Annotated in this window: 12 protein-coding genes and 1 pseudogene; 7 read left to right on the top strand and 6 right to left on the bottom strand. The window is 59.2% G+C overall.

The window, feature by feature from the left end; all coding sequences use genetic code 11:
- Positions 1 to 87: 87 nt before the first annotated feature.
- Positions 88 to 2730 (top strand): DNA ligase D, encoded by a 2643-nt coding sequence (ligD, locus tag X727_RS155500; protein WP_023833976.1) that lies wholly within the window; start codon positions 88 to 90, stop codon positions 2728 to 2730.
- Positions 2731 to 2785: 55 nt separating this feature from the next.
- On the opposite strand, the gene X727_RS0133620 is transcribed toward ligD, so the two are convergent.
- The gene (locus X727_RS0133620) at positions 2786 to 3256 is read right to left on the bottom strand and encodes a GFA family protein (protein WP_050591282.1); all 471 of its coding nucleotides are present in this window, start codon (positions 3254 to 3256) and stop codon (positions 2786 to 2788) included.
- A gap of 164 nt (positions 3257 to 3420) precedes the next feature.
- On the opposite strand from X727_RS0133620, the gene X727_RS1000000167820 reads away from it, so the two are divergent.
- From X727_RS1000000167820 to X727_RS155510, 4 genes are all read left to right on the top strand, one after another.
- Positions 3421 to 3645 carry a hypothetical protein gene (locus tag X727_RS1000000167820; protein WP_155923544.1) on the top strand — a complete coding sequence of 75 codons (225 nt, stop codon included), beginning with the start codon at positions 3421 to 3423 and terminating at the stop codon, positions 3643 to 3645.
- 292 nt (positions 3646 to 3937) lie between these two features.
- On the top strand, positions 3938 to 5431 hold the full coding sequence (locus X727_RS155505) for a trehalose-6-phosphate synthase (protein WP_023833975.1): 1494 nt from the start codon (positions 3938 to 3940) through the stop codon (positions 5429 to 5431).
- A gap of 245 nt (positions 5432 to 5676) precedes the next feature.
- Positions 5677 to 5841, top strand: coding sequence for a hypothetical protein (locus tag X727_RS1000000168460; protein ID WP_023681158.1), 165 nt, complete (start codon positions 5677 to 5679; stop codon positions 5839 to 5841).
- Positions 5842 to 6180: 339 nt separating this feature from the next.
- Positions 6181 to 6444 carry a hypothetical protein gene (locus X727_RS155510; protein WP_023736053.1) on the top strand — a complete coding sequence of 88 codons (264 nt, stop codon included), beginning with the start codon at positions 6181 to 6183 and terminating at the stop codon, positions 6442 to 6444.
- 220 nt (positions 6445 to 6664) lie between these two features.
- Here the strand turns inward: X727_RS155510 and X727_RS155515 are convergent, their stop codons facing one another.
- Positions 6665 to 6955 (bottom strand): hypothetical protein, encoded by a 291-nt coding sequence (locus X727_RS155515; protein ID WP_031204075.1) that lies wholly within the window; start codon positions 6953 to 6955, stop codon positions 6665 to 6667.
- A gap of 2 nt (positions 6956 to 6957) precedes the next feature.
- The gene (locus tag X727_RS155520) at positions 6958 to 7524 is read right to left on the bottom strand and encodes a response regulator (RefSeq protein WP_023668059.1); all 567 of its coding nucleotides are present in this window, start codon (positions 7522 to 7524) and stop codon (positions 6958 to 6960) included.
- 146 nt (positions 7525 to 7670) lie between these two features.
- On the opposite strand from X727_RS155520, the gene X727_RS155525 reads away from it, so the two are divergent.
- Entirely contained in the window at positions 7671 to 10784 is a 3114-nt protein-coding gene (locus X727_RS155525; protein WP_023736052.1) for a CheR family methyltransferase, read from the top strand.
- Complete coding sequence (locus X727_RS155530; RefSeq protein WP_081726066.1) at positions 10781 to 11197, top strand: response regulator; 417 nt, start codon at positions 10781 to 10783, stop codon at positions 11195 to 11197. The genes X727_RS155525 and X727_RS155530 overlap by 4 nt, the downstream gene beginning before the upstream one ends.
- 186 nt (positions 11198 to 11383) lie before the next feature.
- Here X727_RS155530 and X727_RS155535 read toward each other — a convergent pair whose 3' ends face one another.
- From X727_RS155535 to X727_RS155540, 3 genes and pseudogenes are all read right to left on the bottom strand, one after another.
- Positions 11384 to 11629: a hypothetical protein gene (locus X727_RS155535; RefSeq protein WP_023687844.1), complete on the bottom strand. Its 246-nt coding sequence runs from the start codon at positions 11627 to 11629 to the stop codon at positions 11384 to 11386.
- Positions 11630 to 11718: 89 nt separating this feature from the next.
- Positions 11719 to 12121 (bottom strand): annotated as a pseudogene (locus X727_RS1000000165520) (SDR family NAD(P)-dependent oxidoreductase); the annotation flags it as partial.
- Between the two features lie 607 nt (positions 12122 to 12728).
- Positions 12729 to 13514, bottom strand: coding sequence for an SDR family NAD(P)-dependent oxidoreductase (locus X727_RS155540; protein WP_023736051.1), 786 nt, complete (start codon positions 13512 to 13514; stop codon positions 12729 to 12731).
- Positions 13515 to 13791: the final 277 nt, after the last annotated feature.

Raw genomic sequence — 13791 nt, 5'->3', positions numbered from 1 at the left:
AGCATCGGCGTCGTCTCGGCTATGAACCGAACCAAATCTCACCCACTGCGTTGAGTCCCGGCGTTGCGTCATAGTCGGGGCACTTCCATGAAAACGGGCGAGCTTTCAACCTACCGGGCCAAAAGGGATTTCGCGAAGACGAAAGAGCCCAGCGGCGAAAGCTCGATTGCGGGTTCGAACCGACTCCGGTTCGTCATCCAAAAACACGCGGCCACGCGGCTGCACTATGATCTTCGCCTCGAGCTTGGCGGGGTCGTCAAATCATGGGCTGTGACCAAAGGTCCATCACTGGATCCTCACGACAAACGACTTGCCGTGGAGGTTGAGGATCACCCGCTGGAGTACGGCGACTTCGAAGGCACGATTCCCAAAGGACAATATGGTGGCGGCACGGTGCAGTTGTGGGATCGCGGATATTGGGAACCGGAAGGCGCCATGTCTCCCGAAAAGGCGTTGGAAAAAGGCGACCTGAAATTCACGCTGCAGGGCAAGCGCCTGCATGGAAGTTTCGTCCTAGTGCGCATGAAGCATGACCGCAATGGCGGGAAGCGGACCAACTGGCTGCTGATCAAACACCGCGACAAATACGCGACAGAGGGCAATGGCGATGCGGTGCTGGCTCAGGATCGATCCGTCGCCTCGGGTCGGAGCATGGAGAAGATTGCAGCGGGGAAGGGGGCAGGTCCGAAGCCGTTTATGATGAAAGGTTCATCGTTGGCCGATGCGGATGCCGTTTGGGACAGCAAGCGCGGCCATGCCGACAAGCGCGCCGCCAGGTCGGCAAGGCCTGCTCCGCGGCCGAAGCGAGCCGCTGGTGCCTCAGCGGCGAAGATGCCCGACTTCATCCCACCACAGCTTTGCGCGACGCTCTCCCGGCCGCCGGCCGGGACGAACTGGGTTCACGAAATCAAGTTTGACGGTTATCGCGTCCAGTTGCGCGTGAAAGACAAGGACATTGCCCTTAAGACCCGCAAGGGTCTTGACTGGACGGAGAAATTTGGCGCCATCGCAAAGGAGGCCGCCAGTCTTCCCAACGTCATCATCGACGGCGAGATCGTAGCGCTTGGCGAGAACGGCGCGCCCGATTTTGCCGCACTGCAGGCAGCGCTGTCGGAGCGCCGGACGAAGGATCTGATCTACTTTGCCTTTGACCTGCTCTTCGCAAATGGCGTCGATCTGCGAAAGATGCCTCTCTCACAACGGAAGGAACGTCTGAGCGAGATGCTCGGCGAAGTCGATCGCGGCGAGCAAAATCTCATCCGCTATGTCGAGCACTTCAGCAATGGCGGCGACGCGGTGCTGCGTTCTGCCTGTCGCCTGTCGCTTGAGGGGATTGTCTCCAAAAAGGCCGATGCGACCTATGTTTCGGGGAGGACCGACACCTGGGCAAAATCGAAATGCCGCGCCGGGCATGAGGTGGTCATCGGCGGCTGGTCGACGACCAACGGCAAATTCCGGTCATTGCTCGTCGGCGTCAATCGCGGTGAACATTTCGCCTATATCGGCCGTGTGGGGACCGGATTCAGCGAGGCAAAGGTCAAGCAGCTGATGCCCAGGCTGCAGGAGATGAAAGCCGCGACGTCGCCGTTTACCGGCGATGGCGCACCGAAAAGGAATTCAACCGTCTTCTGGACGAAGCCGGAATTGGTCGCGGAAATCGAGTTCGCCGGCTGGACCGGGGGTGGCAATATCCGGCAGGCCGCCTTCAAAGGCCTGCGTGAAGACAAGCCCGCAAAAGACGTCGAGGCCGAGCGTCCAGCCGATCCTCAAGAGACGCCGATTGCCGACCCTGCCAAGGTGACTGGCAAGACAGGAAAAAGCCCGGTTGTCATGGGCGTCATCATTTCCAAGCCGGACAAGCCGCTTTGGCCGAATGCCGGCGACGGTCAGCCCGTTGACAAGCTCGATCTTGCAGAATATTTCGAGACCGTTGGCCCCTGGATGATCAGACATATCAAAGGTCGTCCCTGTTCACTCGTGCGTGCGCCGGATGGCTACGCCGGCGAGCAGTTTTTCCAGCGCCACGCAATGCCAGGCACATCCAATCTGCTGGAACTGGTAAAAGTCTTCGGCGACCACAAACCGTATCTGCAAATCGACCGCGTCGAGGGTCTGGCCGCGATCGCCCAGATAGGCGGCCTTGAGCTTCACCCCTGGAATTGCCAGCCGGGTCATCCCGAAATACCTGGCCGACTTGTCTTCGACCTTGACCCCGGTCCGGAAGTCCCTTTTGCGAAGGTGGTCGCGGCAGCCAAGGAAATGCGCGATCGTCTCGAAGATCTGGGCTTGGTGAGCTTCTGCAAAACCACGGGCGGCAAAGGCTTGCATGTCGTGACGCCATTGGCGGCCGAACGCAGCAAGACGACATGGGCCGAGGCCAAGGCCTTCGCAAAGGCCGTCTGCATCCAGATGGCGGCAGACAGCCCGGATCTCTACCTCGTCAACATGGCCAAGAAGCTGCGGACATCCCGGATTTTTCTCGACTATCTCAGGAATGATCGCATGGCGACAGCCGTCGCCCCTCTCTCCCCTCGCGCCAGGGAAGGCGCGACTGTATCCATGCCGCTGACCTGGAGTCAGGTGAAGGCGGATCTCGATCCGAAAAAATACACCGTTCGCACGGTCCCGGGCCACCTGAAAAAGACCGTCGCCTGGGCTGACTACGATGACGGCGAACGGTCGATCAGCAGTGCCATCAAACGGATTGGTTCAGCAAAGCTCGCCGCATGACGACGTCGGTTCGCGCTGGCTTGCAGGTACGAGGCCCAAAGTCCAACCTCCTGCCTCACCGGTCTCTGGGATTGCCCAGGGTGGGGTCGCGCGCTCGGGTGTAGCCCTCGACGCGAGGCAAACCGTCATCCATCCTGATAAACGGCAGTCGCATTTCCCAATAGGCCTGGGCTTGGGGATGGAACTTCTCGGGCGCGTCCATGAATCCGATCGAGATGTAGAACTCGTTTGGCAAGCCTTCATCGGTGTACCCAATCGAGGTGCCACATTCCGAACAGAAGGAGCGCACGACGCCCCTGGTTTTCGAAAATGTTTTTGGTTTTGGGCCGAGCCAATGGACCTGATCTGGACGATAGCCAATCCAGATCGTCAGTGGGCTGCCGATCGCTCGTCGGCAGTCATCGTCGTGGTCGAAACAAATCCAAAAGGGATCGCCACTGAATTCAGCTGTGATGACTCCGCAAAAGCAATGCCCTCGATCAATCCGGGCCGGTTTTCTAATCGTCGTTCGGGGTTTGTCGTCCATGGTAATCTTCCGGTCAGCTTGGTGGCGTAACGCCGCGGACGGCAAGCAGTTCCTTTGGACGTCACAGAGCCGCAGATGCGCGCAACCGGCGGGCCGCTCGTCAATTGTTGGGAACATTTTTTCAGGTCCGCACTTTGTTCGCCGTCTGACCAAAGGAGGCGACCTTGAAAACACGACGCATCGACAGGGAAAAGATCGAGAGGGCGGATCGAGAAGCCAAGTTGCTGTTGGAAGCGGAGCGGCATGCCAGGGAAGCCAAGACGGCGCGGCTTAGAGAACAGCGACAGTTATTGGAGGCATCGACAGCGCGGACCCCGCCCGCGCCTGCAGCGGTAAAGCCGCCGCCCCGCCAACGAAAGCCGACGCGCAAGGTAATCGAGGTGGACTGACGGTTTGGTCAGTTGGGGCTTTTGCCAAGGTGGGGGAGTTGATATGACAGGGCAGGGGATCCGGCAGCATGAATACCAAAGCGGTAATCCCGGCCGTCGCCAAAGCGGCTGCTCGGCGTGCTGGATCGGGTCTCATCACCGGTGTGTCCGACGACGATCCTGCGAGAGCCGCTGAAAAAGGCGCCCGAGCGGGCCGAGAATGCGATCCAGCGAATCCGGCTGGACACTTACGTCGGGAACAATCGCACGCGCGGACCGTTCCCCAAGCGATCTTCACGCTCAGGATTTGCTCTTGTTGCAGCGACCGGATGAAATTTTCAACGAGGCCTCGCAAACGGTTGGTGATCCTCTTGAGCGCGACGCCTTAGGTGGGGAGGCTGAGCTAACTGGTGATCGCGCCATCCCGCGTCGTCTGGTTGTCGTCTCGAATAGACTGGGAAACATTCGCGATCCGTCGCAAGCCGGCGGACTGGCTGTAGGCATCGGGGATGCGTTGGCCGAGCGTGGAGGCCTGTGGCTGGGAGCAAGCGCCGAGTATCAGGACTACGCCGCGAGCGACGAACCGCTGATCCGCTTGGAACGCGTGGGAAAGATCGAGACGGCTGCGCTTACCCTGCCGTATGAGGAGTATTCGCTCTATTACAATGGCTATGCCAACAGCACGCTGTGGCCGCTTTTTCATTACCGACTCGACCTGGTGAACCACCGGGCAGAGTTTCTACACGCCTACCGGCAGATCAATGCGCGGTTCGCGAAGGCGCTCGCAGGACTGCTGTCGGGCAACGACGACCTGGTGTGGGTTCACGACTACCACCTTATCCCCTTGGCCGCCCAGTTGCGGCGGCTGGGAGTCCGGAATCGGATCGGTTTCTTTCTTCACATACCGTTCCCGCCGCCTGACTTGTTTGTAGCCACGCCCGACCATGAAGAACTCATCGATGATCTGCTTCAATATGACGTCGTGGGATTCCAGACCGAAACGGACGTGGGGAATTTCCGGCGCTCAGTGCAGGCGGCCAACTCCACTACTTTTGATATCAATGGTTCGGCTGAGATGAACGGCCGCACGGTGTTATCGAGGTGTTTTCCGATAGGCATCGACGTCGATTCAATCGCACGCATGGCCAATGAGGCGGCGGAGGATGTGCAGATCGATTCCATGCGCCGCCAGATTCTGGGCCTCAAGCAAATCATCGGCGTCGATCGGCTGGACTACTCCAAGGGTCTCCCCGGCCGCATGCAGGCTTTCGCGCGTCTTTTGGAAAGGCATCCGGAACAAGAGCGGGCGGCAACCTATTTGCAGATTGCGTCGCCGACGCGCGAGGAGGTCAGCGCCTATGCCGACATCCGGGCCCAGCTTGAGGCAACCGCCGGCGCGGTCAACGGAAGATACGCGGATTTGGCTTGGACCCCGATCCGCTACATCCACCGTGCCGTATCACGCTCTCGGCTTGCTGGCCTGTTGCGCGCTAGCCAGGTCGGATTGGTCACGCCCCTGCGTGACGGAATGAACCTCGTCGCCAAGGAATACATAGCCGCGCAGGACGAAGCCGATCCCGGAGTGCTGGTGTTGTCGCGTTTTGCAGGTGCGGCCGAAGAACTTGCCGAATCCTTGATCGTAAACCCGTATGCGGTCGACGAGGTTGCCGATGCGATCGCAAAAGCGCTCGCGATGCCGCTTGAGGAAAGAATTGCAAGGCATAGTGCACTGCTCAAGCGCATCACGCGCAATGACGCAGCAGAATGGCGGCGGTCATTTCTCGCCACGCTCGCGGGCGAGAACTAGCGCTTGGCATCGATGCCTGAATCCGTCCGTGTGTCACGCATTCCCACGCGGCCATAGCCCGGCCATAACCCGGCTGGCCGGAGCAGTTCGAAAGGCCTTGAAGCTGATCGTGTATCTTGTCGTCCGCATCAAAACTTTTCGCTCATTGACGGAAGCGCGATAGCCCGCCTCAATCGGTGGACTATCGAAGGCTCCAGGGAACACACCGCCGGTCCGGTCGTTTGGGCTCTGATAGGAGATCTGTGATGACAAAGAACCCCACGCGAAAGGACAGAGATCTCTCTGAACAAGAGGCAATCAAGTTGGCCGAAGCCACCGACGTGTCACCCGGGCAGGCCAAAGAGCTTGCAGCCGAGCACGGCAAAGACGGCGCCAAGAAGGAAGCAAGAAATTACAAGGCGGAGGGCTGACTATGGCGGCCAGTGGATCCGCAAATGACAGAGACGCACGAGCCACCCTCTACGCACAAGGCGTAATGGAAGCCGAGCGCAAGGCGCGGGAAGAGAAAACGGCGCGATTGCGCAAAGCCCGTTTGGCGCACGAGGCGATCAATCCGCCTGCACCCGAGCGGAAACCGGCAGTGCCGAAAGCCCCAAAGCGGGCCGCCAAACCAGGCAGCCGAAAAGCTGGAGAAGATTAGCTTCAGCTTCTTCGGCTGTGCCGGCGGCACGCGTCGGGGAAGAGCAGACCGTGCGGTCGATCTGCACGATAAATTTGTACTTCGTCGAATGACACAAAGGAGTCCAGTGATGACGGAGCATGTGTCCCGGAAGGAAGAACAGCGTGGCACCCGAAATGTACTCGGGTGGGGCGTCGTCATTGCGGCTGTGATCTTCGTCGCCCTGCTAGCCTTCTTTGTGTTCATACCCCTTTCAGGCGGATCGTGGCAGACATCGCCGGTAAAGCGCACCCCGGAACAGAACCAAGGCGGCAATGCCCCCGCCGAGACATCACCCGCGGCCGGCGTCAAAAAGAGCCCGCAAGAAAATACCGAGATGCCAGGGCAGCAGTGATCGACCTCGGGCTGCGACCCAAGTCGGCCCTGATTTTCCAGGTCGTCTCATCGGCGCCATGATGGGATCAGGGCTTTCTGGGCGCAGAACGGCTGAGCTATTGAGACTGGCTTTCGCCCACATCGAGCGCTGAAAGATTACCGCACCAGGGGTCTGGCGAACGAGGCGATGACGCCATCGTGGAACTCGAGGCAAATCAAGATGCCTAGCTGCAGGCCGTTCAGTTGGGGTTTTTCAGCTGCTTTGACAACAGCAGTTGCTGCTGCAGCTCAAGGGCGAGTTTCAACAGCCGTTCAGGTGTTTCCTCTTCCGCGATTTCGTCGAGCAACGCTGCGAGTGCGTCGCCCTCAACAGGATCGCGGAATGAGTCAGGTTTGGTTTGCGGAGGTTTGGCCACGACGATTTCTAGCAGGAATGCGGCCGTATTTGCAAGACGAAGCGAAGCGCTCTTGGGGAGGGGTACCGTAGCGGGGGCGGTCGACAGGGCGGCCTGCGGCAAACCATCGGACAATCTTAATTCATGATTCCAGACCTGTCGTTGCGGAGCACCTCCTCCATGAGCGTATTGAGCCATTCGCTCAAGGGAAGGTCATGCCGCGTCGACAACCGCTCCTCCAGCGCCGCCTTCAATGTCCGTTCGACGAGGCGATCGGCCGCCTGTGGGTCGCCCAGCAGCAGCCGCGCGGACAGCCTCAGTTTTGGAAGAGCGCGGAAAACGTTGTCTTCGCCAAGCGCTGTTGATTGCGCGGCGAGGATCCCGGCAACCGTCCTGAATCCGGCCGGCTTGGAGAGGTTTTGGGTGTACCGGAACCGCTCCGGCAGGGTGATCTGATCGTTTCCGGAGAAGAATACGAACGGGATGCCTCTGTCCGTCAGCTCATCGGCGAGGGGAAAAACAGTCTCACCGTTGAGGTCGATGTCCAGCACCGCCCCATCCGCTGAATCGATATATCGTCGAGCCCGGCTGACTGACGACACCGGCCCCAAAACGGTCGCCCCACAATCGCTGAAATAGGAGGCAAGTTCGCTTGCCAGCAAGAATTCGTCCTCGACGAGCAGAATTCGCATGCCTAATAACATAGCAGCCCTCCGGGCTTTAAACGGCGATCGCGTCCATCGGTTCCGTGGCTATCGGCGGTGCGGGATGGGAATTCGACCAGGAACGGTTTACACATTGGATCGAAATCAGCGCTGCCGCGTTGCATTTCACTGAAGCAGGACAATTGATGCAAAAGCTGCCGAGGTTCCCCATAGTCGGTATTGGCGCCTCTGCGGGCGGCATTGCCGCCATGGAGGGATTTTTTCGCGGGATGCCGTCTTCGAGCGGGATGGCGTTCGTGATCGTCACGCATCTCAGCCCGGAACGGGAAAGTCTGCTGCACGAAGTGATTGCGCTTTACACCGGAATTCCGGTTCGTGTCGCTGAAGATGCAATGGATATCCATCCTGACACCGTCTACGTGATGCCGCACAACGCGATCCTCACCATCGAAAATTCCAGCCTAAAGCTGCGCCAACCGAATTCGGTGTCCAGGGAGCGCAAGCCCATCGATATCTTTTTCAGCGCGCTGGCCGAGGATCAGGGCGAATACGCCGTCGGCGTCGTCCTGTCGGGCGGCGATTCCGACGGTACGTTGGGCATCAAGGCAATCAAGGAGCATGGCGGCCTGACGCTGGCGCAACTCTCCGACGAGTCGGGTCCGAGCAATCCCGACATGCCGCGCAGCGCGATCAGTTCCGGTCTGATCGATATCGCCATCCCAGCCGATGAGATGGGTGCGAAACTCATGGAATTTGCCCACAGCTTTGAACTGCTCGACGAGCTTGAAGCTGACGATGGCAAGGCCAGTGCTTTGAAACTCCGCAAGGGCCAGGAGGAAATCTACGCGATCCTGCGCAGCCATTCGGGACATGATTTCTCGGGCTACAAGGCCAAGACGTTCTTGCGTCGCGTCAGGCGACGCATGCAAATAACACAGAACACCGCGATCGATGCCTATATAGAGTTGCTTCGTTCAAATGCGGAGGAAGTGCGGTCGCTGTTTCGCGACCTGCTGATCAACGTGACAAATTTCTTCCGCGACACGGACGCTTTCAAGACCCTGGAAGAAACCGTCATCCCCAAACTTTTCGAAGGCAAGGACGCCAACGATACGATCCGCGTCTGGGTGCCCGGCTGCGCAACCGGCGAGGAAGTCTTCTCGATCGGAATGCTGATGCGCGAGCATATGGATACACTTTCGGCTGTGCCGCGCATCCAGATTTTCGCCACGGACATCGATGACGCGGCGCTGGGCATCGCACGTTCGGCGCGCTATCCGGAGTCATTGCTTGCGGGCGTTTCGCCTGGACGTCGCGAACGCTTCTTCAGCAATGACGGCACAAGTTTCATCTTGAGCAAGAGCGTACGTGATCTCTGCATCTTCTCGGCGCACAGCGTCATCCGCGATCCACCCTTCTCGCGCATGGACATGGTGTCGTGCCGGAACCTCCTGATCTATTTCGGCCCCGATGTGCAAAAGCAGGTTATTCCGACCTTCCACTATTCGCTGAAGCCCGGTGGCTATCTGTTCCTTGGCACCTCCGAAAGCATAAGCCAGCATGCCGACCTGTTTGCACCGGTCGACAAGAAACAACGGATCTTCAAGGCACGAGAACATTCGGCGCCGCCGCGGCTGCCGATCTTGTTGAATGCTGCGCCTGCAACCAACTTTTCCAGCGCCAATGACACACATGCCCGCCGCGGCTTGTCTTATTCCCTAAGGCAAACCGTTGAAGCGCAGGTTCTCGAACGCTTCGCTCCGGCTCACGTCGTCGTCAATGGTGATGGAGATGTAGTCTATTACTCGGTCCGAACCGGCAAATATCTCGAGCCGCCGCAAGGGGTGCCGAGCAGACAATTGCTCACAATGGCACGCAGCGGCCTGCGTCTGGAATTGCGCGGCGCTTTGCGGGAAGCCGCCGAGGGCCGGCGCACGGTTGTGCGCGAAGCGATAGCCATTGAAGAAGATGAAGATCGTGTCCAATTCGTCACATTGACGATCGAGCCCTTGACTGATCGCGGCAGCGGCGAGCCGCTGTTTCTCGTCCTGTTCGAGCCGGTGGGCCAGCCGCAGCCCCGGCTGGAGGCTCTAAAGGTTCGACAGCCGGTGGCATCTGGGATTGCTGATTTCGAACGCGAGCTCCGCGATACGCGCGAGCGCCTGCAATCGACGATCGAAGAATATGAGACCGCGTTGGAGGAGTTGAAATCTTCCAATGAGGAACTCGTCTCGGTCAACGAAGAGGCCCAGTCCTCCAATGAGGAGCTCGAGGCCTCCAAGGAAGAAATGCAGTCCCTCAATGAGGAATTGAACACCATCAATGCCGAACTGGTTTCCAAGATCGAGGATCTCGATCGTGCCAACAGCGATCTGAAGAACCTGTTCGAGAGCACACAGATCGCGACTGTTTTTCTCGATACCAAGCTGGTTATCCGCAGCTTCACGCCGGCGGCGTCTTCGTTCTTCAACTTGCTGCCGACCGACATCGGAAGACCGCTGACCGATCTTGCCAGCCGGCTCGATTATCCGCACCTGCGCGACCATATTGCCCAGGTTTTCAGGGCCGGCGAGATGATCGAGCACCAGCTGCCGCGCGATAGCAACGGCATCCACTATCTCGTGCGGCTGATCCCCTACCGCGACAGCGCGCGGAAAATCCAGGGCGTGGTGGTGACCTTTGTCGATGTGACGACCATGGCTGAAGCCGAAGCCCACCAGCGGGTATTGATCTCGGAACTCAACCATCGGGTCAAGAACATGCTGGCTGTTACGGTCAGCATTGCCAGTCAGACCCTGAAAAATGCTCCCTCTTCGGAGGCTTTCGCCGAAGCGCTCATCGGTCGCCTGCGCGCCATGGCGCGGGCCTACGGAGTGCTCTCGCGCGAAAGCTGGAAAGAGGTCTCGGTCGAGGAAATCGTGCGGCAGGAAGTCGAGCCGTTCGGGCTGGAACGCATCAACACCACAGGCGAGGACATTCGCCTCAAGCCTCAGCAGGGCCTGTCGCTTGGCATGGTGATCCATGAACTTGCCACGAATGCTGGAAAATATGGCGCCTTGTCCGTGCCAAACGGCGTGGTGTCCGTGACTTGGTCGGCGTCGGATCACGGTTTTCAGCTCGAATGGTTAGAAAGCGGCGGTCCCGCTGTCAGTCCGCCTGAGAAGACGGGATTTGGTCTTTCGCTGGTGAAGGGCGAAATTGAGTATCGGCTTGGCGGAAATTTTGAAACATCTTTCGGTTCCGATGGTTTGAGCTTGCGGATTGAGTTTCCGTTTGATCATCGGGAGAGCGAAACGTGACTGCATCTCGTATCCTTATCGTCGAAGATGAATGGCTGGTCGCGGAGGAGCACCGCGCAATTCTGGAAGAGGCCGGCTTCGCCATCGCCGGGCCAGTGCCGTCCGTTGCTCGCGCGAAAAAGCTGATCGAGAGTGAAGTCATATCTGCCGCGGTCCTGGACATTGGTCTCGGCGGCGAGACCAGCGCTGCCCTTGTCCCTCTTCTAGCGCAACGCGGAATTCCGTTTGTTTTCGTCAGTGGGTACACAACATCCGACATTCCGCAGGATTTGCGTCATCACAAGATGCTGTCAAAACCCGTGTGGGCTGCCGCGCTGGTCGAGGCCGTGCGAAATATGCTCGGTGTTCAACCGACGTCTTTGGCAAGACGCCAGGACAGCGGAACGGTGCCAACCCAACGAGAAGCCCGGTAACGCACTTCTCGTGTGACAAAGACACTGGTTTTTCACCAGATATGCGACGACATTCGGGTCCAGGCCCGAGACGGCGTCGCCAGCAGGTGCCTGCGATCCGGCCGGCACGATTGACATGCTCCCGGTCTGGCGTATTCCAGAGCTGGGCTTGGCGACCGCGCGACGATTGGTCAGGCGATGAGCCTATCAAACGACGGGCAGTTCGCCCTCGGTTTGCCTCGCGTCGAATAGGACGCCAAGGCCGTAAGTGACGGCGCCAGCGGCTATCATTTCTGCCAACGCTGCGCTTGACACCGGGCAATGCGGCATGACCGCCTTGATCGCGAGTTCGGCATTCGCGATCGACACGAAATCGTGCCGTCGCTTACGGGTCTCCAGATATTGTTCGATCAACATCTGCAGTCGCCTTCTTTCTATTTCATCGCCAGCCATTGGTTCCTCCTGTAGACAGTCTGAAAGCCCACCACGCCTAAGGAGCGGTGAGCTCGGCGCCCCTTTTTGAGGACCGTGGACTCTAGTGAGCGGGCAGCGTTGCTGACCAGGATGTCGAGACCGCCGAGGGGCGTTGCTGCTTCATCGGCCAGCTTTCTGCAAAAGGCCTCATTGCGGATATCGCCGGCAAGCCTTTTGACCTGCCGCTTTTATTAGGTCCACCAGTTCGTCGGCGTCTTCCTGTTCTTCGGGGAGGTAGCCGAAAGCAACGTCCGCACGCTCGCGCGCGAATGCAATCGCCGTCGCACGACCAATACCGGAATCGCCGCCGGTTATCAGCGCTTTGCCACCGGCAAGCCTGCCTGATCCCTTGTAGGTCGTTTCGCCGTGATCCGGGCGCGGCACCATCTTGCTCGCCAACCCCGGCCACTTCTGTTCCTGTGGCTTGAACGGCGGCTGGGGATATTGCGTCACCGGATTCTGTTTGAGCATCGGACTCGCAGGGCCTGCTTTAGCAGGCACTGTTCCCGTATCGGCTGACGCCGTGGAAGCATAAGCGGCGAGAATTCCTCCTGCCATGCTTCCGACGACAAGTCTACGCGCTGCATCTGGTACATTGTCATGCTGGTCGTGGTTCATCATGGGCTCGCTTTGACGGCAGGTGACCGTTACGGAAGTGGCACCTAACCGGCCGTCGACGCGAATGTTCCCTTGTGATTGCAGTGAGGTGTGGGTCGCCTTTGCCCGTCTCGGCCGTGAGGCCGCATCACCACTTTGACACAACCTCCTGATTGTCGCGGAACGTCTTGTAGAGATCCGGCCCTGCTTTCAGATCTGTCCGGTGGGTAATCACAAGGAGGGATCGATTTCGCCGTTCTGGACCATCGCCAATAAAGGTTCCAGGTAGCGTTGCGTATGCGTCTGGCCCATCCGGAAAGCCGGTCCCTCATTCATCGCCGCCAAACGGGATGTGATCGACCAGGCCAACACAGACGCCGGGAACCGAGATTGTGCCGCCCCTGCGGCAGCGATAGATTGCCTCGCGCAGCACATGCGGTCTCTGCGAATGCCAGCCCGTTTGATGACGCGAAATATCAGCTCAGTCGCTGGACGCCGACCCCGGCTCGGCCATCCTACGGTGCTGTTCGGCCAAAGTGGCTGCCGGCGTGACATGCGCGGCGGCGACCTGCAGCTTGTTTTTCCAACCGCTGACGACCTGTTCATCACCGGCCATCATCGCCTCGTAACCCGTCTTGGCGACATCGGCCGGATTGTCCTTTTCATCGGAGCCGACCTTGGTATCCATCATTTCAGCGCGCTCGAAGAATCGCGTCTGCGTGGGGCCAGGCATCAGCACGGTGACCGTCACGCCGCTATCTTTCAGCTCATGGCGGAGCGCGATCGAGAAGGAATCGATGAACGCCTTCGTGCCGTTGTAGACGGCCTGGAATGTTCCGGGCATGAAGCCGGCGATCGACCCGGTGAACAGGATGCGCCCGCGACCTCGCCGGGCCATCTTGGCGCCGAGTTCATGCGCCAGATAGACCGTTCCGGTGACATTGGTGTCGATGATCCGGCGGACTTTTCGCCAGTCCTGGTCGACGAAGCCGTTGCCGAGCCCGCGTCCCGCATTGAGAAACAACAGGTCGATATCGCGATCGCCGATCTGGGAGATCAACCGATCGGCGCCCTCGACGGTCGCCAGATCGGCCTCAATGGCTTCGACCGTTACATTGTGGGTCTCTAGTGCCTCTGCCGCCTGCCGGATAGCCGGCTCGTCGGCGGCGATGATCAGGTCGTAACCGTCTTTAGCGCACAGCTTTGCGAGTTCCCTTCCGATGCCACTCGAGGCGCCGGTCACCACAGCGAGTTTGGCGTCCGTCATCATATCCTCCATCTTCGTGCCATCGGAACCACGAGCGGGCACAATTGTTCCGCGGCGTTTGGGCTGGATTGATCGTGCGCTGTCATGACGGTCAGGCGACGGTCGTCATCGCGGTCGTCGCGCGCATTCATGGATGGGCCGTTGCGACAAAAACCGTTCTACGCCATGAGAACTCGCGATGGCCTACCTTCAAAAAAGGCCCCCCGAACGCATGGATTGAGTACTCAGAACGGATCAGTTGAAGTTGGAACAAGTGGCCCAGTTGGAAGTTCGAACC

The sequence above is a fragment of the Mesorhizobium sp. L103C105A0 genome (assembly GCF_000502215.1).
Classification (GTDB): Bacteria; Pseudomonadota; Alphaproteobacteria; order Rhizobiales; family Rhizobiaceae; genus Mesorhizobium.
Note: the sequence above shows the minus strand (reverse complement) of the source record. Positions and strands in the feature narration are given on the sequence as shown.